The 22,802-nt window shown below is 59.2% G+C and carries 19 protein-coding genes; 10 read left to right on the plus strand and 9 right to left on the minus strand.

The window, feature by feature from the left end; all coding sequences use genetic code 11:
* Nucleotides 1-80: 80 nt before the first annotated feature.
* The 3 genes from rpsU (at nt 81) to rpoD (ending at nt 4,412) form a co-directional block, all read left to right on the plus strand.
* Nucleotides 81-296 carry a 30S ribosomal protein S21 gene (gene rpsU, locus RVM26_RS01595; protein ID WP_016416934.1) on the plus strand — a complete coding sequence of 72 codons (216 nt, stop codon included), beginning with the start codon at nt 81-83 and terminating at the stop codon, nt 294-296.
* Between the two features lie 187 nt (nt 297-483).
* Nucleotides 484-2,331: a DNA primase gene (gene dnaG / locus RVM26_RS01600; RefSeq protein WP_498940414.1), complete on the plus strand. Its 1,848-nt coding sequence runs from the start codon at nt 484-486 to the stop codon at nt 2,329-2,331.
* A gap of 230 nt (nt 2,332-2,561) precedes the next feature.
* Nucleotides 2,562-4,412 carry an RNA polymerase sigma factor RpoD gene (gene rpoD, locus RVM26_RS01605; RefSeq protein WP_498940416.1) on the plus strand — a complete coding sequence of 617 codons (1,851 nt, stop codon included), beginning with the start codon at nt 2,562-2,564 and terminating at the stop codon, nt 4,410-4,412.
* A 104-nt stretch (nt 4,413-4,516) separates the two neighbouring features.
* Here rpoD and RVM26_RS01610 read toward each other — a convergent pair whose 3' ends face one another.
* A complete protein-coding gene (locus tag RVM26_RS01610) occupies nt 4,517-6,088 on the minus strand; it encodes an AbgT family transporter (RefSeq protein ID WP_287805647.1) in 1,572 nt (523 codons plus the stop codon).
* A gap of 179 nt (nt 6,089-6,267) precedes the next feature.
* The gene (locus RVM26_RS01615) at nt 6,268-6,909 is read right to left on the minus strand and encodes a hypothetical protein (protein WP_498940418.1); all 642 of its coding nucleotides are present in this window, start codon (nt 6,907-6,909) and stop codon (nt 6,268-6,270) included.
* A gap of 183 nt (nt 6,910-7,092) precedes the next feature.
* On the opposite strand from RVM26_RS01615, the gene RVM26_RS01620 reads away from it, so the two are divergent.
* Nucleotides 7,093-8,460 carry an L-serine ammonia-lyase gene (locus RVM26_RS01620; protein WP_039175634.1) on the plus strand — a complete coding sequence of 456 codons (1,368 nt, stop codon included), beginning with the start codon at nt 7,093-7,095 and terminating at the stop codon, nt 8,458-8,460.
* A gap of 14 nt (nt 8,461-8,474) precedes the next feature.
* On the opposite strand, the gene RVM26_RS01625 is transcribed toward RVM26_RS01620, so the two are convergent.
* Nucleotides 8,475-9,362: a LysR family transcriptional regulator gene (locus RVM26_RS01625; protein WP_498940421.1), complete on the minus strand. Its 888-nt coding sequence runs from the start codon at nt 9,360-9,362 to the stop codon at nt 8,475-8,477.
* A gap of 209 nt (nt 9,363-9,571) precedes the next feature.
* On the opposite strand from RVM26_RS01625, the gene RVM26_RS01630 reads away from it, so the two are divergent.
* The 3 genes from RVM26_RS01630 (at nt 9,572) to mtgA (ending at nt 12,335) form a co-directional block, all read left to right on the plus strand.
* Entirely contained in the window at nt 9,572-10,681 is a 1,110-nt protein-coding gene (locus tag RVM26_RS01630; RefSeq protein WP_498940423.1) for an S-(hydroxymethyl)glutathione dehydrogenase/class III alcohol dehydrogenase, read from the plus strand.
* 72 nt (nt 10,682-10,753) lie between these two features.
* Nucleotides 10,754-11,608 (plus strand): S-formylglutathione hydrolase, encoded by an 855-nt coding sequence (gene fghA, locus RVM26_RS01635; RefSeq protein ID WP_137093544.1) that lies wholly within the window; start codon nt 10,754-10,756, stop codon nt 11,606-11,608.
* A 10-nt stretch (nt 11,609-11,618) separates the two neighbouring features.
* Nucleotides 11,619-12,335, plus strand: a complete 717-nt coding sequence (gene mtgA / locus RVM26_RS01640; protein WP_287805656.1) for a monofunctional biosynthetic peptidoglycan transglycosylase — start codon at nt 11,619-11,621, stop codon at nt 12,333-12,335.
* 7 nt (nt 12,336-12,342) lie between these two features.
* On the opposite strand, the gene RVM26_RS01645 is transcribed toward mtgA, so the two are convergent.
* Nucleotides 12,343-13,110, minus strand: a complete 768-nt coding sequence (locus tag RVM26_RS01645; protein WP_498940426.1) for an EAL domain-containing protein — start codon at nt 13,108-13,110, stop codon at nt 12,343-12,345.
* A 37-nt stretch (nt 13,111-13,147) separates the two neighbouring features.
* A complete protein-coding gene (locus RVM26_RS01650; RefSeq protein ID WP_287805658.1) occupies nt 13,148-14,071 on the minus strand; it encodes a DMT family transporter in 924 nt (307 codons plus the stop codon).
* 147 nt (nt 14,072-14,218) lie between these two features.
* On the opposite strand from RVM26_RS01650, the gene RVM26_RS01655 reads away from it, so the two are divergent.
* The 3 genes from RVM26_RS01655 to RVM26_RS01665 all read left to right on the plus strand — a co-directional run bounded on the left by RVM26_RS01655 (nt 14,219) and on the right by RVM26_RS01665 (nt 17,474).
* Nucleotides 14,219-14,608 (plus strand): DUF4168 domain-containing protein, encoded by a 390-nt coding sequence (locus RVM26_RS01655; protein ID WP_039175645.1) that lies wholly within the window; start codon nt 14,219-14,221, stop codon nt 14,606-14,608.
* A 228-nt stretch (nt 14,609-14,836) separates the two neighbouring features.
* A complete protein-coding gene (locus RVM26_RS01660; RefSeq protein ID WP_287805660.1) occupies nt 14,837-16,747 on the plus strand; it encodes a DUF294 nucleotidyltransferase-like domain-containing protein in 1,911 nt (636 codons plus the stop codon).
* Nucleotide 16,748: 1 nt separating this feature from the next.
* The gene (locus RVM26_RS01665) at nt 16,749-17,474 is read left to right on the plus strand and encodes a 3'-5' exonuclease (RefSeq protein ID WP_498940429.1); all 726 of its coding nucleotides are present in this window, start codon (nt 16,749-16,751) and stop codon (nt 17,472-17,474) included.
* A 96-nt stretch (nt 17,475-17,570) separates the two neighbouring features.
* Here RVM26_RS01665 and RVM26_RS01670 read toward each other — a convergent pair whose 3' ends face one another.
* The 4 genes from RVM26_RS01670 to RVM26_RS01685 form a co-directional block, all read right to left on the minus strand.
* Nucleotides 17,571-19,211, minus strand: a complete 1,641-nt coding sequence (locus tag RVM26_RS01670) for a BCCT family transporter (protein ID WP_498940431.1) — start codon at nt 19,209-19,211, stop codon at nt 17,571-17,573.
* 231 nt (nt 19,212-19,442) lie between these two features.
* Nucleotides 19,443-20,315, minus strand: a complete 873-nt coding sequence (locus tag RVM26_RS01675; protein ID WP_287805666.1) for a glycine betaine ABC transporter substrate-binding protein — start codon at nt 20,313-20,315, stop codon at nt 19,443-19,445.
* Nucleotides 20,316-20,465: 150 nt separating this feature from the next.
* A complete protein-coding gene (locus tag RVM26_RS01680) occupies nt 20,466-21,299 on the minus strand; it encodes an ABC transporter permease (protein WP_287805667.1) in 834 nt (277 codons plus the stop codon).
* Nucleotides 21,299-22,501, minus strand: a complete 1,203-nt coding sequence (locus RVM26_RS01685) for a quaternary amine ABC transporter ATP-binding protein (RefSeq protein ID WP_287805669.1) — start codon at nt 22,499-22,501, stop codon at nt 21,299-21,301. Before RVM26_RS01685 ends, RVM26_RS01680 begins: the two co-directional genes overlap by 1 nt.
* Nucleotides 22,502-22,802 lie beyond the last annotated feature (301 nt).

Genomic DNA, 22,802 nt, shown 5'->3' on the forward strand with positions numbered 1-22,802 from the left:
TGTAAAACTGGGTCGTACACCGTCTTGTTCGGTGTGCGTACTATCCGAACTCAAGACTCCTTAAGGTAGGTGAGTGCTTAATGCCTTCTGTAAAAGTACGTGATAACGAGCCGTTTGACGTCGCCCTGCGTCGCTTCAAGCGTTCTTGCGAAAAAGCTGGCGTTCTGTCTGAAGTACGTCGTCGCGAGCACTACGAGAAGCCGACTGCTGAGCGCAAGCGCAAAGCGGCAGCTGCCGTAAAACGTCACGCCAAGAAGTTGCAGCGTGAGCGTAAGCGTTTCGAACGGCTCTATTGATCCGTACCTGGAGAGAGCCAGAGCAGTTGGCTGGTTGTCTCAAGAGGGATGCCAAGCGGCCGCCACCAGGTGGCCGTTTGTTTTTCGTTTCGTGTTGTCTGTTTTACGCGGTTTAAGGTGATCAGGCGCGTGGCCTGATGACGTTAGACCCGCCCACAAGCGTGTTGCGCGAGGATGCCCTCAGCCCATGGCAGGTCAAATTCCACAGCGATTTATCGACGATCTGCTTGGCCGCGTCGACGTGGTCGAGGTGGTGGGGGAGCGCGTACAGCTCAAGAAAGCGGGCCGTAATTTTTCCGGCCTGTGTCCTTTCCATCAGGAAAAAACACCTTCGTTTACCGTCAGTGCCGACAAGCAGTTCTATCACTGCTTTGGCTGTGGTGCCCACGGTAATGCGCTACGCTTTTTGATGGAATACGACAAGCTTCCCTTTCCCGAGGCGGTCGAGCAACTGGCCGGGCGGCTGGGGCTGGACGTGCCCAGGGAAGGGGCGGACGACCCGCGTGCCCAGCAGCGGGAGAAAAAACGCAAGGAAGGTGTCAACCTTCTCGAGGTGGCGGCCAGCTTCTATCGCGAGCGATTGAAGATGCAGGAGGGGCAGGCGGCCCAGCGCTACTTGCAGGGGCGTGGCCTTTCGCCAGACGTGATGACCACCTACGGGATTGGCTATGCCCCCGGCGGGTGGGAGGCGCTGAAGCAGCATCTGAGCGCCAAGGGTATCGGTGAGTCGGTGCAGGTCGAGTACGGCCTGCTGATTCACCGCGAGGACACTGGGCGCACTTATGATCGCTTCCGCGACCGGGTGATGTTTCCGATACGCGATTTGCGCGGTCGGACCATCGCCTTTGGCGGTCGGGTCATGGGGGATGAGCAGCCCAAATACCTCAACTCGCCGGAGACGCCCGTCTTTCACAAGGGGCGCGAGCTGTACGGCTTGTACGAGGCGCGTCAGGCGACCAGCAAGCTGGAACAGCTGGTGATGGTCGAAGGTTACATGGACGTGGTGGCGCTGGCGCAGTACGGCATTCATAACGCCGTGGCCACGCTGGGCACCGCCACCACCGAAGACCACCTGACTCGGCTGTTCCGCCTGGTCAGTCGCGTGGTGTTCTGTTTCGACGGTGACCGCGCCGGGCGTCAGGCAGCCAGTCGTGCGCTGGAAACCGCGCTGCCGCAGATGATCGATGGCCGCGAGGCACGGTTTCTGTTCTTGCCGGAAGGGGATGACCCGGATTCGCTGGTGCGCCGCGAGGGTCGCGAGGCCTTCGAAGACCGCGTGACCTGCGCCATGCCGCTGTCGGAGTTTCTGTTCGAGCAGGCTGCCCAGGGGCGCGACTTGCAGACCGTGGAAGGGCGCGAGCGCTTCGCCAGTCACGTGCTGGAGGCGCTGCAGAAGGTCCCGGAAGGCATGCTGAAGTCGCTGCTGCTGGAGACGCTCGCCAAGCGAAGTGGGCTGTCCCAGGCGCAGTTGCAGGGGTTGCTGGACAAACGCGTGGCAGCAGCCTCCAGGGTGTCGCCGCAGTGGGAGCCGGTCGATGCGCAGGCGGCGCCGGAAGAGCAGGTTCGCCCGCGCGCTGGTCGGCCGTTGCGTCAGGCGAGCACCTCGCGGGCGCTCTCCACCGTAGGACGTATCGTGCAGCTGTTGCTGCATGAACCGACGCTGGTGGCCGTTCTGCCGGAAACGCAGGATTGGCTGCCTGGCCAGGATCCTCAGGCATCGCTGTGCCGTGACCTGATTGCCCTGCTGCGCGCCGGACGCTACCGCAGCCCGCAAGTGGTACTGGCGCACTTTCAGGGCAGTGATGAGGGGCGTGTGCTGGCAGAGTTGGCCGCGCGTGAGCTGCTGATTCCCAGGGCGACCCGTGAGGACGAGCTGACCGGACTGGTCGAACACCTGGTCGAGAAGCAGCGCAAGCGTTCGCCGCAGGAAGAGTACGATGCCTTGCTGGCGCTGGAGCGCTCAGGGCAAAAGCTGGATAAGGAGCAGCGGCAGCGGTTGGCCGGGTTGGTGATGGAATTGACCCAGGGCCGCTAATGCACAAGGTGGTTGCAAGAGGTGAGGGGTTGAAATCTCGAACTTCAGGGCCACATAGAGGTTATGCCGCCAAGTATTGGCTAACCGAACAACCTAACACACCTGAATGATCGCGAAAATACGTTTCGCTGGAAAAAATCCAGCTATTTACGCTATACTGTTCGGCTTGTTGAGTTTAATCGATTCAGCGCCCCAGGTGTTTCATTCTTCTTCGTCGAGATAGGGTTTCTATGGCTGGAAATGCGCAGCAGCAGTCACGTCTGAAGGAGTTGATCGCGCGCGGCAAGGAACAGGGCTACCTGACCTATGCCGAGGTCAACGACCATCTACCCGAGGATATCGCCGACCCGGATCAAGTGGAAGACATCATTGGCATGATCAACGACATGGGTATCAGTGTCGTTGAAGAAGCGCCAGATGAAGACACTTTGATGATGTCGGATCACTCCGCGGACGAATCCGCTGCGGAAGAGGCCGTTGCGGCACTCGCCGCCGTGGAAAGCGACGTCGGTCGCACCACTGACCCTGTCCGCATGTACATGCGTGAGATGGGCACGGTGGAGCTGCTGACCCGTGAAGGCGAAATCGAAATCGCCAAGCGGATCGAAGAGGGCACGCGGGAAGTCATGTCGGCGCTTGCGTACCTGCCCGGTGCCGTTGCCTCCATCCTCGAAGCCTACGACGCGACCCAGGACGAAGAGGCGCCAGGGCGCCTTTCCGACCTGTTCTCCGGCTTCATCGACCCCGATGAAGGTATTCCCGGGGTGGCTGAAGCGGAAGCCCCCGAGCCGGAAGTCGATGCCGAGCTGAGCGATGACGAGGATATCGACAGCGACGATGATGACGAGGACACCACCGCCAGCGAAGGTGGCCCGGACCCGGAAGAAGCCAAGGCGCGTTTCGAGCAGATCCGTGAGCAAAATGCTGCCGTCGAAGCGGCGCTGGCCAAGTTTGGCCGTGGCAGTAGCGAGCTGAAGGCCGAGCAGGCGCGTCTGGCCGAGCTGTTCTCGCCCATCAAACTGGTGCCCAAGCACTTCGAGCGTCTGGTGGGGCAGATCCGCATCAGCGTGGAGCAGGTGCGTGCCCAGGAAAAGGCGGTCATGCAGCTGTGCGTCAAGAAAGCCAAGGTGCCGCGCAAGACCTTCATCAAGTCCTTCCCGGGGCATGAGTCGGACTTGTCGTGGCTGGACGCTTTCCAGGAAGCGCAGCCCAAGTATGCCGACCGTCTTGAGCCACTGCGTGCTGACATCGCGCGCTCTCAGCGCAAGATTGCGTTCGAGGAAGACATGGTGCAGCTGACGGTGGCGGACCTGAAGGAAGTCAACCGCAAGCTCTCCATCGGTGAAGCGAAGGCGCGCCGGGCCAAGAAAGAGATGGTCGAGGCCAACCTGCGTCTGGTGATCTCGATCGCCAAGAAGTACACCAACCGTGGCCTGCAGTTCCTGGATCTTATTCAGGAAGGCAATATCGGTCTGATGAAGGCGGTGGACAAGTTCGAGTATCGCCGTGGCTACAAGTTCTCCACCTACGCGACATGGTGGATTCGTCAGGCCATTACGCGCTCCATCGCGGATCAGGCGCGGACCATTCGTATTCCGGTCCACATGATCGAGACCATCAACAAGCTCAATCGTGTCTCTCGTCAGATGCTGCAGGAAATGGGCCGCGAGCCGACGCCTGAAGAGCTGGGCGAGCGTCTTGAAATGCCGGAAGACAAGGTGCGCAAGGTGCTCAAGATCGCCAAGGAGCCGATCTCCATGGAGACGCCGATTGGTGATGACGACGACTCTCACCTGGGCGACTTCATCGAGGACAGCACCATGCTGCTGCCCATCGATATGGCGACCGGCGAAGGCCTGATCGAAGCGACCCGTAACGTCCTCGGTGGTTTGACCGCTCGCGAAGCGAAAGTCCTGCGTATGCGTTTCGGTATCGACATGAACACCGACCACACCCTGGAAGAAGTCGGCAAGCAGTTCGACGTGACCCGAGAGCGGATCCGCCAGATCGAAGCCAAGGCGCTTCGCAAGCTGCGTCATCCCAGCCGTTCCGAGCCGCTGCGTTCCTTCCTGGACGAGTAAAGCCGCGAGTAGTGAAGAGTGAGTGGTGAAATAGAGTAGCCACGAAGACCAAAAAGCCCGCCGTTCAGAGAACGGCGGGCTTTTTATGTTATGCCGTTTAAAGCTTAGAGCGTGTAGTAAGTGGCAGAGCCTGGACCAACCGGCAAGCCAAGAATAAACACCCAGATAAAGAACAGCGCGCTCCAACCGATCAGCATGAACAGCGTGTAAGGCAGCATGAGAGCGACCAGCGTGCCGATGCCCATGTCGTTACGGTAGCGGGTCGCTACGGCCAGAATCAGCCCGAAATAGCTCATCATCGGGGTGATCAGGTTGGTGACCGAGTCGCCGATCCGGTAGGCGGCCTGAATCACTTCCGGGGCGTAGCCCATCAGCATCAGCATGGGCACGAAGATGGGTGCCGTCACGGCCCACTGCGCCGATGCGCTGCCCAGCGACAGGTTGATGAAGGCGCACATGATGATGAACAGCGCAAATAGTCCAGGCCCGCGCAGCCCCAGGGACTCCAGCAGGTCGGCCCCGGCAATGGCGGTCACCGTGCCAAAGTTGCTCCAGTTGAACAGCGCCACGAACTGAGCGGCAAAAAAGACCAGCACGATATAGAGGCCCAGGCTGCTCATGCTCTTGGCCATGGCGTCCACCACATCGCGGTCATTGTGCATGGTGCCTGCCAAGCGACCATAGATGAAGCCCAGCACGCTGAACGAAACGGCCACGATCACCACGATGCCGCGCAGGAAGGGGGAGCCGCTGATCAGCCCGGTCTCGGGGTCGCGCAGAATGCCGCCTTCAGGCACCACCATGATGGCCACCAGGGCGATGAGTGCCAGAGTGGCCAGGCCGGTGCCCTTCAGCGCCCGCTTTTCGGTGTCGGACAGGCCCTCCATGCGCTGCTGATCGATACCGCTGTCGGCATAGGCCGTATCGAACTTGCCCAGCTTCGGCTCGACGATGCGTTCCGTGACCAGGCCGCCAATCAGGGTGACGAAAAAGGTGCTGGCAAACATGAAGAACCAGTTGGCTTCGGCCCCGACGATATACGCCGGGTCCAGCAGACGAGCGGCTTCCTGAGTGATGCCCGAGAGGAGCGGGTCGACGGTACCGATCAAGAGGTTGGCGCTGTAGCCGCCGGAGACGCCACAAAACGCGGCTGCCAGACCGGCCAGCGGATGTCTGCCCAGCGAATGAAAGATCATCGCCGCCAGCGGAATCAGCACCACATAGCCAAGCTCGGCTGCCATGTTCGACATGATGCCCGCAAATACCACGGCATAGGTGACGATGCGCGGTGAGCGGTTGAGTACCAGCGCGCGCATGCTGGCCGACAGCAGGCCCGAGTGCTCGGCCACACCCACCCCCAGCATGGCCACCAGCACGGTACCCAAGGGCGCAAAACTGGTGAAGTTGGTCACCATTTCGGTGACCAGGCGGCGCAGGCCCTCGGCGTTGAGCAATGAATTGACGGCAATCCACTCGCCTTCATTGGCTGGGCGTGGGTCGGCTACCGATACCCCTAGCGCCCCCGCAATGCCGCTGCCGACCACCACCAGTACACACAGGATGGCGAACAGTGTCACCGGGTGAGGCAGCAGATTGCCCAGCCATTCGACGCTATCCAGGAAGCGAGTGAACGCCCCGCGTTTTAGCGTATTTTCACGATTGTTTGGTGTATTCATAACGTTTGTGTCGTCAGTTGGTTGTTTTTTAGCAAAATTGCCCAAAGCGGTGTGGGGGACGACACTACGTGGATGGTCAAGGGGGCGCAAATGGCTTTACGTATAGCGGGATGTAAAAAATGAAATGCCGTCTCTGGTGGTGCTCCCAAAGACGGCAAGAAGAACCGATTGGCAGAGCGTCAGGCGCTTTTCTGGCGAGCAAGGTGCAGGCGTCGGGCCAGCAGGAGCAGCTCGATCATGGCAAACAGAATCAGGCTATAGCCCAGCAGCTCGACCACTTCTTCTGCCACATCCTTGAAAACCCGGACGTACTGCTCCTCCAATACGGCGCGCCAAAACACTTGCCTGCCATACAGACGTGAAAATACATAAGTAACCAGTACGCCGCCTGCAAACAGCCCAAAGGCAAAGCTATTGCTGAAGTGGCGAAACTCCTCCAGAAAACGCTGACGCTGGTACACGACCCAGGCCAGTGAGGGGAGGATGATCATGGCGACCAGGATTTTCCAGGTATGCCGTGCGACGTACTCATCGAGAAAGTAGTCCTGCTCACGTACCAGCGAGGCAGTGAGGAAGGCCAGCAGCAGAAGGGTCACCGTGGGCCATACTTTCAGTACATGGCGTACGTAGAGGAGCAGGGTGCAGCAACTGATCAGAATGAAGGTCTGGGTCAGCTCGGTGAACCCCAGCTCGGTATAGCGCACGCTAGGCAGATACAACGCTTCCAGATACGCGCCTTGGGCGATGCCTCCGATGAAGAGCATATAGAGTGTCGCGCGCAGCAGCGCAGTGCGAAAATCAATAGGCCAGGAGGGTGGCATCACGGTTCCTCTACGTCAGGCGAGATCAGTCAAACAACAAACATGCATGAATGGATGTTCATTATATCGTCACTTTTCTGTGCTGACACGTCGAACGTACCAGGAATATCTCGACGAATGGCGGGTTGCACTGCAAAGTAACGACATGAAAGCAATAACGACCGTTGAGGGGCGGGTGTCGCCATGGCAATTAGCGTCTTTGATCTGTTTCGGATAGGCATTGGCCCATCCAGCTCGCATACTGTGGGGCCCATGCGCGCGGCGCGGGATTTCGTGATGGCGTTGCCGGAAGCGCCAGTGTCACGGCTGGTGGTGCGGCTGCACGGGTCGTTGGCCGCGACTGGGGTAGGTCACGGCACCGACAATGCGGTGGTGATGGGCCTGATGGGTGAAATGCCCGAGTCCATCGAGCCCGACAGCATTGCCGGACGCCTGGCGGCGCTGGACGACGGGACGCCACTGACGCTGCCCAATGGGCATTCGCTGCCCTTCGACCGTGCGCGAGACATCGAGTGGGACGAGACCTGTCTGGCCTTTCATCCCAATGCCATGGTAATCACGGCCTACCAGCAAGAGCGGGTCATCGCGACCAACACTTACTACTCGCTGGGCGGCGGCTTCTATGTGGACCAGGCCTGTGCCGATCAGGGCGGGCTGGATGAGGACAAGACGGCGCTGCCTTATCCGTTCGAGTCGGGTAACGAGCTATTGGCACTGTGCCAGGCGAATGATTTGCGTATCAGCCAGCTGATGCTGGAAAACGAGAAAGCCTGGCGCAGCGAAGACACCATCCGTACCGAACTGCTGAAGATCTGGCACGCCATGCGTGACAGTATCGAGAACGGATTGAAAGCCACCGGTCGGTTGCCCGGCGGGCTGAATGTGCGCCGTCGCGCCAACGCCCTGCATCAGCAACTGCTTTCGCCGCCCGCCCAGCAGCGCCTGATCGTCAGCAGTTTCAGCGTGATGGATTGGGTCAACCTGTTTGCGCTGGCCGTCAATGAAGAGAACGCGGCCGGCAAGCGGATGGTCACGGCGCCCACCAATGGGGCTGCCGGTATCGTTCCGGCGGTGCTGGCCTATTACCTGAAGTTCGAACCCGACGCTTGCGATGCCGACGTGGTCGATTTTCTGTTGGCGGCGGGCGCCATGGGCATACTCTGCAAGAAGAATGCCTCGATCTCCGGGGCGGAGGTGGGCTGCCAGGGGGAGGTCGGCTCGGCGTGCGCCATGGCGGCGGCCGGGCTGGCCGAAGTGCTGGGCGGTACGCCGCGGCAGGTAGAAAACGCTGCGGAAATTGGCCTGGAGCATAACCTGGGGCTGACCTGTGACCCGGTGGCGGGGCTGGTGCAGGTCCCCTGTATCGAGCGCAATGCCATTGCGTCGGTCAAGGCCATCAATGCCGCCCGCATGGCGCTGCATGGTGATGGCGACCACTTCGTCTCGCTGGATAAAGTGATCAAGACCATGCGCGATACCGGACGCGACATGCAGGACAAATACAAGGAGACCTCCAAGGGAGGGCTCGCGGTCAACGCCATCGAGTGTTAATCCGGCAGCGCGTGTCAGGCCTGGGGCAGGGTGCGGCCGATATTGGCCACCAGATAGTCCACCAGTTGACGAATCTTGGGTGACAAGTGGCGGTGGCGCGGGTAGACCGCCCACACCGCCGTATCGTGGTGCTGGAAGGGTTCCAGCACCGAGATCAGTTCACCATTGGCCAGATGCGGAGCGACGTAGTAATCCGGCAACTGAGCCAGGCCCAGCCCTTTCAGGGCTGCATCCAGCAGGGCTGGCCCCGAGTTGCCGCTCCAGCACCCCTCCACCTTGACCTCTCGCCGCTGGCCGTTCACTTCGAACAGCCAGTTGGGGCGCGACCCCAGCAGGCAGCGGTGTTGGCTCAGCTCGCCCAGCGTGTGGGGGCGGGGCGCCTGACGAAAATAGGCCTGTGAGCCCACCACGTATTCGCGGCGTTCGCACAGCCGCCGAGCAATCAGGCTGGAGTCTTTCAGCACCCCCATGCGAATGGCGATGTCGAAACCCTCTTCGATCAACTCCACCGGGCGATTGGTGAAGTGCATGTGTACTTCGAGCTGAGGGTGCAGGCGCTGGAAATCATTGACCAGCGGGGCAACGTAGCGCTCGCCGAAGGTCGTTGCCGAGGTCAGTTTCAGTAGCCCATGGGGTTTGGCCTGCAGCTCGCTGATCGCCTGCTCGGCATCACGCAGCCCATCGAACAAATGGCGGCAGTGCTCCGCGTACAAGGCCCCCGCATCGGTCAGACGAATCTGCCGCGTGGTGCGGTAGAGTAGCTGCACGCCTAGCTGATTCTCCAACTGGCTGACCAGCCGACTGATATGCGAGGTGGACACCTTCAAGTGGCGAGCCGCGGCCGAAAAGGTGCCGAGCCGTACGACTTCCACGAACGCTTCGATACGATCCCAGCGCTGCATGGCGCTCCTCATGTGCATCTGGCGGTGAAGGGTGGCAGCGAATGAGCAACGCGATTATTGCTCAGTGGCAATAATCTTGTGAGTGTATCCCGCTTTATCCCTTTCGCCTAGCTGGCCTACACTGCAAGCACGTTTATCCATCCACTTTATCGAGCGCTGTTGCGCCCAGGCAGTGGAACGTCGCTGCGCAACACCTCGGGGAGATTTGCATGAAATCACGTGCTGCTGTTGCACTCGAAGCGGGCAAGCCGCTCGAACTGGTCGACATCGATGTGGAAGGTCCCAAGGCGGGCGAGGTACTGGTGAAGATGGCGGCCACCAGCGTCTGCCATACCGATGCCTATACCTTGTCGGGCGCCGACCCGGAAGGCAACTTCCCGGCGGTACTGGGCCACGAAGGTGCGGGTATCGTGCAGGAAGTGGGCGAAGGCGTGACCAGCCTGAAGCCGGGCGACCACGTCATTCCGCTGTATACCGCTGAGTGCGGCAAGTGCAAATTCTGCCTGTCCGGCAAGACCAACCTGTGTGGCAGCGTGCGCGCTACCCAAGGTAAAGGGGTCATGCCCGATGGCACATCGCGCTTCTCGCTGGAAGGCAAGATGCTGCACCACTACATGGGCACCTCCACCTTCAGTGAGTACACCGTGTTGCCGGAAGTATCGCTGGCGGTGGTCTCCAAAGAAGCGCCGATGGATAAAATCTGCCTGCTGGGCTGTGGTGTTACCACGGGTATTGGTGCCGTTATGAATACCGCGAAAGTAGAGCCCGGCTCTACCGTTGCCGTGTTCGGCTTGGGTGCCATTGGCTTGGCGGTGATTCAGGGGGCGGTGATGGCGAAAGCTTCTAAAATCATCGCGATTGATGTCAATCCAGACAAATTTGTGCTGGCCAAGCAGTTCGGCGCGACTGATTTCGTCAACCCCAAAGATTACAGTGACCCGATCCAACAGGTCATCGTTGATATGACCGACGGTGGCGTGGATTACTCCTTCGAGTGCATCGGCAATGTCAACGTGATGCGTTCTGCCCTCGAGTGCTGCCATAAGGGCTGGGGTGAGTCGATCGTCATTGGCGTGGCGGGTGCCGGTGAAGAGATCTCCACGCGTCCCTTCCAACTGGTCACCGGCCGGGTATGGAAAGGCTCTGCGTTTGGCGGCGTGAAAGGGCGTAGCGAGCTGCCGGGTTATGTAGACCGTTATATGAACGGCGAGCTGAACATCGACGACTTCATTACCCATGACATGCCCTTCGAGAAGATCAACGAAGCCTTCGACCTGCTCCATGCCGGCAAGAGCATTCGTACCGTTCTGCATTACTGAGTATGATGAAAGCAGCCTGAAAGAACGCGGCCGGGGCAACCCGCCGCGTTTCACTGTTTAAGGAGCCTGCCCATGAGCATGAGTGAAACGTTGGAACTGGTGTCGGCAAACCGCAGTTTTGGCGGTTGGCACAAGCGCTACCGCCACTACTCCCGAGCCCTGGACTGCGACATGGTCTTTGCGGTGTACCTGCCGCCACAAGCCGAAAACGAGCGGGTGCCCCTGCTGTGGTGGCTGTCGGGGTTGACCTGCAATGACGAAAACTTCATGCAGAAAGCCGGCGCGCATCGCATTGCGGCAGAGCTGGGCGTGGCGATCGTGTGCCCGGATACCAGCCCGCGTGGCACCGATCTCCCCGGCGAGCACGATAGCTATGACCTTGGCTCCGGGGCGGGTTTCTACGTGAACGCCACCCAGGCGCCGTGGAAATCCAACTACCGTATGTACGATTACGTGATTGAAGAGTTACCGTCGGTCGTGCGCCAGCACTTTCCTGTCAATGGTCGTGAATCGATCAGCGGGCACTCCATGGGAGGGCATGGTGCATTGATTCTGGCGCTGCGTCATCCGGGGCGCTTCCGCTCGGTATCGGCCTTTGCGCCGATCGTGAACCCGATGAACTGCCCTTGGGGGCAAAAAGCCTTCACCAGCTACTTGGGCGACGACCAGTCGCGCTGGCGTCAATACGATGCCTGTGAGCTAGTGGCCAACGGTGCATCTCGCCAGCGGCTGTTCATCGACCAGGGCGAGGCGGACCAGTTCTTGGAAGAGCAGCTCATGCCTGAGCGCCTGGAAGCCGTCTGTGAAGAGCACGATCACCCGCTGACATTGCGTCGCCAGCCGGGCTATGACCATAGCTACTTCTTCATTGCCTCGTTCATCGAGGACCATTTGCGCTATCATGCGGAACACCTCATGAAACGCTAAGGATTCCGAGATGCTCGATCGCGCGCTGCGCCGTTGTCTTCGTCTGCTATGGCGGCTTGTCTGGCGTGGTGCGCTGGGGTTCGTGGTGCTCTCCGTGGCGTTGGTGCTGCTATTTCGTTTCGTACCGCCGCCGGGTTCCATGGTGATGGTGGAACGCAAGGTACAAAGCTGGGTCCATCGCGAACCCATCACCATCCAGCGCCAGTGGCGTAGCTGGGACAATCTCTCGAATAACGCCAAGCTGGCGGTGATTGCCGCCGAGGACCAGCGCTTCCCGATTCATCGTGGTTTCGATGTGGTGGAGCTGCGTCGTGCCTGGGAGGCCAGCCGCGATGGATCGAGGCTACGGGGGGCCAGTACGCTCAGCCAGCAAACGGCCAAGAACGTTTTCCTATGGAGTGGGCGCAGTTGGCTGCGCAAAGGGCTGGAAGCCTGGTTCACCCTGCTGATCGAAACCTTCTGGAGCAAGCAGCGGATTCTGGAGGTGTACCTGAACGTGGCCGAGTGGGATACCGGGGTGTTTGGGCTGGAAGCTGCCGCCGACCACTACTTTGGTGCTTCCGGAAGTGCCTTGACCGAGCGCCAGGCCAGTTTGCTGGCGGCCATCCTGCCTAGCCCGCGCACTCGCAGCGCATCGCGACCCGACGCCCAGGTCGAGCGCCGCGGCCAGTGGATTCGCCAACAGATGCGTAATCTGGGCGGCACGGCTTACCTCGAACGGCTTTGAACGTTCTTCAATCGTATTGCTCGTCAGCCACGCTGGCCAGCACGCCTACCTGTGGCCTGGCGAAGTAATACCCCTGCTGTACCGAAATGCCCAAGGCCAGCAGGCAGCGTGACTCCGCCCGTGTCTCGACCCCTTCGGCCACCAGTTGGGTGCCCAGAGTGCGCGCCAGGGCGACCAGGCTCTTGAGAATGGCCTGCCGCCGTGGATTGCCGTCGCAGCCCATGACCAGCTCTCGGTCTATCTTCAGCGTATCCGGTCGCAAATCGGTCAACAGGTCCAGGTTGGCATAGCCGTTGCCAAAATCATCCAGCGACGTGGTGAACCCCATGCGGCGATAGCTATCGATGATGTTGCGCAGGTGTGTTCGGTCGACCACCCGTTCGGTTTCGGTGATTTCGAAGTTCAGCCGTTCGGTGGGCCAGCCCACCCGGCGTGATGTCTCCAGGGTAGATTGAATACAGGCTTCGGGTTCGTAGACGGCATTGGGAAGAAAGTTGATCGAGAGACGCGCCTCCATCCCCAGCTCACTGGCCAACTCGATGGCTTTGACCCGACACGCCTGGTCAAAGCGATACAACAGGTCGTCGGTCACCTGCTCCAGAATGGAAAAGGCGGACTCACCGTTGATGCCTCGTACCAGCGCTTCGTAATAGATCACTTCACGACGAGCTACGTCCACGATGGGCTGAAAGGCCATGGTAAACGCGAAAGGTACCGGTGTGTCGCAGCGGTTGCAGACGCCGTTTACTCTGGCGCAATGAGGTTGTGCTGTCATGTTCTTCCAAGCCCTGGAACGATCAAAATTATTAGGGTTATTTGCTGGCGGATTTGACGACCATCACCACCCCTGCAATGGCAATGATCATGCCGATGAGCCCCATCAGCGGCAGCCGCTCATCAAATAACCACCACGCCTGCAGCGCGGTCACGGGAGGTACCAGATAAAAGAGGCTTGCCACGCGGGAAGCCTCCCCCTTTTTTATCAAGGCCATCAATAACAGGATAGCGGCAATTGACAGAATCAGCACGAGCCAGCCCAGCGTCAGCAGGAAGGTCGTGCTCCACGCTACGGAGCGGGTCTCGAACAACAGCGCGCCCAGGCCCAGCAGGGTGCCTGCAGCCAGGTACTGAATCACTGCACCCGACAGCAGCGGCATGCTGGTGCAGTAGCGTTTCTGGTACAGCGTGCCCAGTGAAATACCCAGCAATGCGGCGAGTACACTGACCAGTGCCCCCATGCCAAAACCGCTGAACAGCGAACTGCCAAACTCCAGCTTGCTACCCAGCACCAGGCAGATGCCTACCAGCCCCAGCGCCAGGCCCAGCCATTGCCGTGCGCCCAGGCGTTCGCCCAGCAGTGGGCCTGCACAGGCGGCGGTCAACAATGGCTGCAAGCCGACCAGCAAGGCCGCCAGACCCGCTGGCATTCCCAGGTAAATGCCATAGAATACGCCGCCAAGATAGGTGGCATGCACGAGCAGGCCCGATATCCCGATATGCATCCATAGCCTTGGTGAACTCGGCCATGGAATGCGCATCAGCAAGGTCAGCGGCACGAGCAGCAGCAGCGTCAACACGAAGCGGATAAACAAAAACGTGAAGGGTTCGGCGTAGGGCAGGCCAAACTTGGCACCAATGAACCCCGTGCTCCATAACAGCACGAAGAGCCCAGGCATGGCGGCCAGGGCGAGCGAATGGCCGTGCATGTTTTGCAAGGCCTTGAAATGGCTAGACATAAAGCTCCTATTTGCCAGCGTGTTGTTTATCTGTTGTTGTTACGTTATGTTCTTCTTGTAACGTGTTTTTACATAAAAGACTGAACCTGTGCCTGAACCACGCGTCACACTGGGCACATTCATAACGCGCCAATGAGGTTTCTTACCATGCAACGTATGACTGCTTTGTTCTCTGCTGCTCTCCTTGCCACTGGCCTGATGGCGGGCACTGCCCACGCCCAGCAAGCCCAGGACCCGGCACAAGATCCGATGGCGACCCAGCAGGCGCCTGCACAGGATTTTTCTGATCAGCAGCTACAGCAGTTCGCCGATGCTTCTCAAGAAATTGCCGTGATCTCTCAGGAGTACACACAGCGTCTGCAGGAAGCAGAAGACGAAGCTGCCCAACAGGAAGTTCGCGCTGAAGCCAATGACCGCATGATCGAAGTGGTCGAAGACAGCGGTCTGGACGTCGACACGTTCAATGCTATCGGTCAATCCATCCAGCAGGATCCGGAAATGATGCAGCGCGTTCAGGAAATGGCTAGCCAGTCATAAGCCTGTTGCCACCGCCTCTGGCGGTGGTGAACCATCGAGACCTGCAGGATAGTGCCAGATTTTCCTTAACGTGCGAAGTACCTGCCTGTTCTGTGGTCCAAAAGCCCAGCGCCAACGCGCTGGGCTTTTTTTGCGTGGTTCACGCAGGCTGAAAGGTTGTCCTCTACCGACGCACACGCCACACTAAATGGCTGATCATTAACCCTTTGAGCCTCTGCAGGAGAGCGTATGGACGTGGAACTTCTGGAAATCCGCCAGCACATGGGACAGTTCCCGCCATTCGATGGGCTGTCCGACGAGCTACTGGACGCCATTGCCGCCCGGGTGGAGGTGAGTTACTTCAAGACGGGTAGCGACATTCTCGAGCTGGACGCCACCCTCGATGAGCTGTGCTATATCCGCAGTGGGGCAGTAGAAGTGTATCGGCGGCAGGGCGAACTCTACAATCGCCTGTCAGAAGGAGACATCTTCGGTCATTTCAGCCTGCTGCGTAACCACAAGGTGCGCTTTCCTGCCAAGGCCATCGAAGATACGTTGATCTATTTCATACCCAACGACGTTTTCCAGCGGCTCTGTGAGGAAGACGATGAGTTTGCCGACTTCGTGGAGTTGGAGCGGCCTCGGTTGGAGACCGCTGCCGAGCAGCAGAAAAAGTCCAACGACATGATGGTCACGCGCATACGCAAGCTGGTGACACGCTATCCGGTGATGGTGGAGTCCACCACCAGCGTTCAGCAGGCGGCACAGCAGATCAGCGCTGCCCAGGCATCGGCCGTACTGGTGATCGATGAGGGGAGCAATCATCCTCGCTACAGCTTTCAGGACAGCGAAGGCAAGACCTGGCAGATGTGCGGCATTCTCACCGACAGCGATTTCCGCACGCGGGTCGTGGCCGAGGGGCTGGCGCCCTCCACGCCTGTGGGTGATGTGGTATCAGAGCGGTTGATTACCGTCCAGTCGGATGCCACGGTCTACGAGGCCATGCTGGTGATGCTGCGCAGTAACGTGCATCACTTGCCGGTGCTGTATCGCCAGCGCCCGGTAGGTGTGGTGCATCTTTCCGATATCATTCGCTACGAGACCCATAGCGGTCTTTATCTGGTCAGCAATATTTTCAACCAGTCCAGCGCCCAAGGGTTGGCCAAGCTGTTGCCCGATGTTCGCGCTGCCTTTGCACGGATGGTGCAGGAGGGGGCCAATTCACAGATGGTGGGCAGCGCGCTATCGACCATCGGGCGCAGTTTTACCCGCCGTTTGCTGGAGTTGGCCGAAGAGTCGCTGGGGCCACCCCCGGTGCCTTACTGCTTCATGGTCAATGGGTCCATGGCGCGTAACGAGCAGAGCATCGTGACGGACCAGGACAATGCGCTGATCTTGTCCGATGATTTCGTCCCGGACGAGCACGACGCGTATTTCCAGGCGCTGGCAGCCTTTGTCAGCGATGGATTGGCCGCCTGTGGCTACACCTATTGCAAAGGCGATGTCATGGCCACCAACCGCCAGTGGCGCCAGCCGCTGAGCGTGTGGAAACGCTACTTCCAGGACTGGATGGCCAACCCCACCCCGGAGAGGTTGCTGCACAGCTCGATCTTTTTCGACCTGGACAGTGTCTATGGCGAAGAACACTACGTGGAAGCGCTTCAGGACCTGATCGCCCAGACGGCACCCCAGTCGCCTCTGTTTCTGGCCGCCATGGCGCGTAATGCCTTGAACCGTACGCCCCCGCTGGGCTTTTTCCGCACGTTCGTGATGGAAAAGGATGGCAAGCACAACAACTCCATCAACCTCAAACGGCGTGGTACGGCGCCCATGGTAGACCTGATTCGTGTGCATGCGCTGGCCTGTGGCTCCAAAGCGCAGAACTCCTTTCAGCGGCTGAACGACATCAGCCAGACCCAGCTGTTGGCCACCGGGGTCAGCGACAAGCTGAGCTATGCCCTGGAGTTCCTGTGCATGTCGCGTATTCGCCATCAGGTCATCGACCTGCAGGAAGAGCGCGAGCCGGATAACAACATCGAACCCGAAAACGTCGAAGACAGCGAGCGGCATACGCTCAAGGATGCGTTTCAGGTGTTGAGCCATGCGCAGAAATTCCTGAAATTCCGCTACCCGATTCCCACGCAACGGCAGGGGCGTTGATATGCACGGTATTCGCCCACGTCAGAAAGTGACCCAGGCCGACTGGGCTGGCTACATGGCTGCTCGCGCCCAGCGCGCTGATAATGAGGCGTTGCAGCGTTTCTTCAGCACGCCCTTGCCAGACCCCGACACCCCTCTGGGCGAGGTGCCCATGGTGGCGCTGGACCTGGAAACCACCGGGCTGGACGAGCGTCGCCACGGTATCGTCAGCGTGGGGGCCGTGCCCTTTACGCTGAGGCGGATACCGCTTGCCCAGCGACGTTATTGGGTGGTGAAGCCTGCGCGGCCGCTGGACGAAGCCTCCATCGCCTACCACCATATCACCCACTCGGAGGTGGCTGACGCCCCTGATCTGGACGAGGTGCTGGATGAGCTGCTGGAGGTGCTGGCGGGCCGAGTGGTGGTGGTCCATTTTCGCAACATCGAGCGCCCTTTTCTGGATGCCGCCGTGAAAGAGCGGCGCGGCGAGGGCGTGCTGTTTCCCATGATCGACACGATGTCGCTGGAAGCCAGACTGCATCGGCAGACCCTGTGGGCGCGCTTTCGCCGCTGGCTGGGCAGGCCGCCGGTGTCGATTCGGCTCAATGCCAGCCGTGAACGCTATGGCTTGCCGCCCTACCAGGGGCACCACGCCCTGGTGGATGCGCTGGCCACCGCCGAGCTGCTGCAGGCGCAAATCGCCAACCGCTACTCAGCGGATACGCCGCTCAAGGCACTCTGGTGCTGACGGACTAGCGTGTGGGTAGCGTGCAAACACAAAACGGGCAGCCCATGGGCTGCCCGTTTTGCGTAAGGCCAGCAAGAAACGCTGGCCAAGGAGGGGTCAAACGGCTTTGGGTTCGCTCATCAGCCCTTTGATGATGGCGTAGCAGGCCACCAGTAGAATGATGGTGAACGGGAAGCCCGTCGATACGGCCATGGTTTGCAGCGCGGTCAAACCGCCCCCCAGCAGCAGTGCAATGGCAATGGCCCCTTCGATGATCGCCCAGAACACACGCTGCGGCTTGGGAGCATCCACCTTGCCACCGGCCGTGATGGAGTCGATGACCAGCGAGCCCGAGTCAGACGAGGTCACGAAGAAGATGATGACCAGCAGAATCGCAATGAACGAGGTGATCTGCGACAGCGGCAACTGCTCCAGCATCATGAACAGCTGCAGGTCCACACCGGCGTCACGCACGGCTTCGATACCCTGGCTCACGTACTGGTCGATGGCAGTGCCACCGAACGTGGTCATCCACAGTACCGAGACGACCGAAGGCACCAGCAGCACCGAGATCAGGAATTCACGAACGGTACGGCCACGGGAAACCCGCGCGATGAACATGCCGACGTAGGGTGACCAGGAGATCCACCAGGCCCAGTAGAAGGCCGTCCAGCCTTGGCTGAAGTTGGCATCTTCACGGCCAAAGGGGTTGGAGAGGGCCGGTAGATGCACCACGTAGTTGATCAGGTTTTCGAAAAAGCCCGTGGCAATCAGCAGGGTGGGGCCTACCGCGATGACGAAGAACAGCAGTGCCGCCGCCATGGCGATGTTGATTTTCGACAGCAGCTGTACGCCTTTGTCGACCCCGGCAATGATGGAGCCGATGGCAATGATGGTGATGCCGATGATCAACAGGATCATGGTGACATCGCTTTCCGGTGCGCCGAACAGGTAGCTCAAGCCCGCAGCGGCCTGGGTAGCACCCAGCCCCAGCGAGGTCGCCAGACCGAACAGCGTGGCAAACACCGCCAGAATATCGATCAGGTGCCCTGGCCAGCCCCATACGCGCTCACCCAGCAGCGGGTAGAACACGGAGCGCATGGAGAGCGGCAAGCCTTTGTTGAACGAGAATAGCGCCAATGACAGAGCCACCACGGCATAAATCGCCCACGGATGCAGACCCCAGTGGAAAATGGTCGCGGCCATGCCCAACGCAGCGGCGGCAGCCGTGTCACCTTCGGCTCCCGCCAACGGTGCCCAGTCTCCGCCGTCCAGCGAGGTGCCAAAATGGGTCAGCGGTTCGTTGACCCCGAAGAACATCAGCCCGATGCCCATACCCGCCGCAAACAGCATGGAAAACCAGCCGGTATAAGTGAAATCAGGCTTGGCGTCCGCTCCGCCGATGCGAATCTTGCCCAACGGCGATACGATCAGGCCCAGACAAAGCAGGACGAAGATATTGGCGGACAGAATGAAGAACCACGACAGGTTGCCGGTCAGAAAGCCGAAAATCGAGTCGTAAAGCGGTGCGATGGTGTCCTGTAGCGCCAGCGTGAGGATCACGAACAGCAGTACCACCAGCGCCGAGATGGTAAATACCTTGCCGTGCAGGTCAAGGCTGAACCCCATGGTGCTGGTGGTAATGTTGTCCTGACCGATCACGTAGTCGGTATCTATCAGGTTGGCCGGGCCATCAGGGGCGGGGATGCCTTCTGATACCGGCTCATCAGCGGGATGCTTAGAGTCAGGATTATCCACGGGAGCCTCTCCATGTCGGACAGAAACCGCCAAACGCACCTGGATGGGCCAGCAGTTACCTTCTGGCCAATCACCAATGCGTTAGCAGGCGTGTATTACATCAGTAACAGTAGCAAACGTTGCTTAATCTTTGTTCAACGCGCGGGCACATTAGCACGAAAAAACGTCACATTTACAACGACGACAGAGGGCCGAAGCCCTCTGTCATTTAACGCTCGGGGCAGAGTATGACTAGCCGTTGAGCCACTGCTCGACCACGTCTTGGTTCTCTTCTACCCACTGCTTGGCATTTTCGTAGGGGTCGCTGCCATCTTCTTGGTTCATCAGCATCACCTCACCCATCTGCTCGGGCGTCCACTCGAAGGCATCCAGAATGGCGTAGGCTTCTGGCATGTCTTCTTCCAGACCGCTACGTACGACGGTATGGATCTGCTCGGCACCGCCGTAGACGTTTTCTGGGTCTTCGAGGTACTTCAGATCGAACCGAGCAAACATCCAATGCGGCGTCCAGCCAGTGACGACCACATCCTCTTCGTTTTGGATGGCACTGGCCAAAGCAGCCGTCATGGTGGCACCGCTGCCGCTGCGCAGGTTCAGCCCGAGGTCATAGGTATCCACGACCTCTTCGGTGAGTGCCATCAGGCCGGCACCGGGGTCAATACCGATGATCTCGCCGTTGAAGCTGTCGGCGTTGTCGTTCAGATCGGCGATGGAGTCCACGTCGGTGTACTCAGGTACGACCAAGCCGAGCTTGGTGCCATCCAGATTGGGGCCTAAGTCTTCGGTATTGTCACCGACACGCTCCATGTAGTCTGCGTGAGTGGTGGGCAGCCAGGCGGCGACGATGGCATCGGCATCACCCGTGGAGAGGGCTTGGAACATGGCCGCTGCGGACAGCGAGGTCAGTTCCACCTCGAACCCTGCCTGCTCGAGAACCGCAGCAATGACGTTAGTGGAAGCGACTTCAGAGGACCACTCGACATAGGCCAAGTTGACCGTGCCTTGATCTTGGGCGTGGGCCATGCTACCGGCAGCGAGACCTGTGCCAGCGAAGAGGGCTAATGAGGCGAGACGGATGCGGTGATTCAACGTACGAGTTTTCATTCACTTGCTCCCTGTTGATGGGCAGTGGCGAGCGCCACTGCAGTATAAATAGTGTGTTGTGGTTTAACGTAAATTACCTTTTGGCGCTTTCAGCATGGTCAATCATCATGGAGGGATCAAATGCCATGGTCAACGCAGCGCCAAGATCGGCTATGAGCGGCGCGATTTGCGCAGCGACTGCGTCAGACGATCCAGCAGCATGGCTAGAATGACCACGGCAATCCCGGCTTCGAAGCCATCCCCTGGACGCAAACGCTGAATGGCTCGCCAGACTTCGCTACCCAAACCATCGGCGCCGATCATGGCGGCAATGACCACCATCGACAGTGCCAGCATGATGGTTTGGTTGATGCCCGCCATCACCGTGGGCAGCGACAGCGGCAACTGCACTTTGAACAGTTTTTGGCCTCGCGTGGCACCGTAGGCGTCGGCAGCTTCGATGAGTTCGGTCGGCACTTGGCGGATGCCCAGTGTGGTAAAGCGAATGGCGGGCGGCATGGAGAAGATGACCGTGGCAAAAATCGCCGACACCGAGCCAATGCCGAAAAACGGGATGGCAGGGATCAGGTACACGAACGCGGGCATGGTCTGCATGAAGTCCAGCACGGGCATGATCAGCCGGTAGAGTCGCTCGGAAAGCGCTGCGGCGATGCCTACGGGCAGCGCGATGACCACCGCCACCAGTGTGGCAATCACCACCAGCGTGAGCGTCTCGATCATGGGGTTCCAAAGCCCTAGGTTCCAGATCAAAGCCAGCCCGGCAACCGCACCAATGGCCAGGCGAGTGCTGGCGAGTTTCCAGCACAGCAGTGCAATAATCGCCAGTAGCGCCCACTCGGGCAGCCACATTAGGCCATCGTTGAGGCTGTTGATCCCTGTCTGTGTCACGCGGGAAATGCTGCGGGTAACCACCGAATATTCACTTGTCAGCCACGTCAGGCCGCTTTCGATCCAGCTACCTAAAGGAATGCGTGTTATCTCCATTACTGTTCTCCTGCTCGTGCCAGTTCATCCAGGACTGCGCCTTTCACTACAACGCCCAGCAGGCGCTGCTGCTCATCCACCACGGCAATCGGGTAACTCTTTTCGCTAAACATGGCGAAGAGGTTTTGCAGCGGCTCGTCTGGCGGCACTTTGCGGAAATCTTGAGTCAGATGCTCGGTAATGGTCTCGGCTTTTGCCTCAATGGCGCGGCTGGCAGCGTCCGCTTCCAGCAGGCCTAACAACTGACGGTCACGGTCAGTGACGTAGATGGAGTCAATGCTGTGGTCGCGCATCCGATGCAGCGCTGTACGTGGGCCATCGCTGTCGCGTGCGGTGGTGCGTACCGGGCGCATGGCGCTCTCGGCGGTCAGAATGCGCGAGCGGTCCACCCCTTCAATAAAGCGGCGGACGTAGTCATCGGCAGGCTTGGTCAGAATCTCTTCTGGCGTGCCAATTTGTACGACTTCACCATCTTTCAGCAGCACGATGCGGTCGCCGATATTGAGCGCTTCATCGAGGTCGTGGGTGATGAAGACAGTGGTCTTCTGCATTTTGCTTTGCAGCTGCAGTAGCTCTTGCTGCATATCCTTACGGATCAGCGGGTCGAGGGCCGAGAACGCCTCGTCCATCAAGAGCACACTGGCATCGTTCGCCAGGGCGCGAGCAAGCCCAACGCGTTGCTGCATACCACCTGATAGTTGATTGGGGTAGGCGTCTTCCCAGCCCTCTAAGCCCACCTGCTTCAGCGCGTTATGAGCAATCGACTGGCGCTCCGATTTTTCGACGCCGCGAATTTCCAGGCCGAACTCGGCATTCTGTTGAACCGTGCGATGGGGGAAAAGCGCGAAGTTTTGAAAGACCATCGAGAAATGACGGCGGCGGCACTCCAGCAGCGCTTTTTCACCCAACGTGGGGATGTTCTCTCCGTCGATGATGATCTCGCCTTCGGTCGTATCGATCAGGCGATTCAAACAGCGAATCAGCGTGGATTTACCCGAGCCAGACAGGCCCATGATGACCAGTAGTTCACCTTCGTAGACGTCGAAGGAGATATCGGAAAGGCCGAGGGTTTGGCCGGTTTTTTCGAGAATCTCAGGGCGTTTGAGGCCCTGGTCGCGTAACTCGAGGGCTTTTTTGGGCTGTTTGCCAAAGACCTTGCTCAAGCCGCGTACCTGAATTTTGACAGGGCGTGTCTCGTCCATCAGCGGTGCCTTTTGATTGAATGAGCAGCCTTGTGTCGTTACTCAATGCGCTTACCTGCGGCATTTACGTGCTCCCTGCAAGCAGCGACACAAAACGGTTCATAAGTAGAAGGTTAGGTTATGTTTAATAAATTATTAAAAATTATTATACATAAATGGGCGGGGTGTGTCACAACGCGCCCGCCAGCCAGGCCATATTACGCCACATGTGCCATTTTGAACCCACGCCCATGACCCTGTCGTGACAGCGAACGGTGGCTGCGATTTTTTAATAAGCTATTGTTTTTTTTAAATATAAATG

Origin of the sequence: Halomonas sp. KM072 (genome assembly GCF_050710315.1) — a bacterium.
GTDB classification, from domain to species: Bacteria; Pseudomonadota; Gammaproteobacteria; order Pseudomonadales; family Halomonadaceae; genus Vreelandella; species Vreelandella hamiltonii.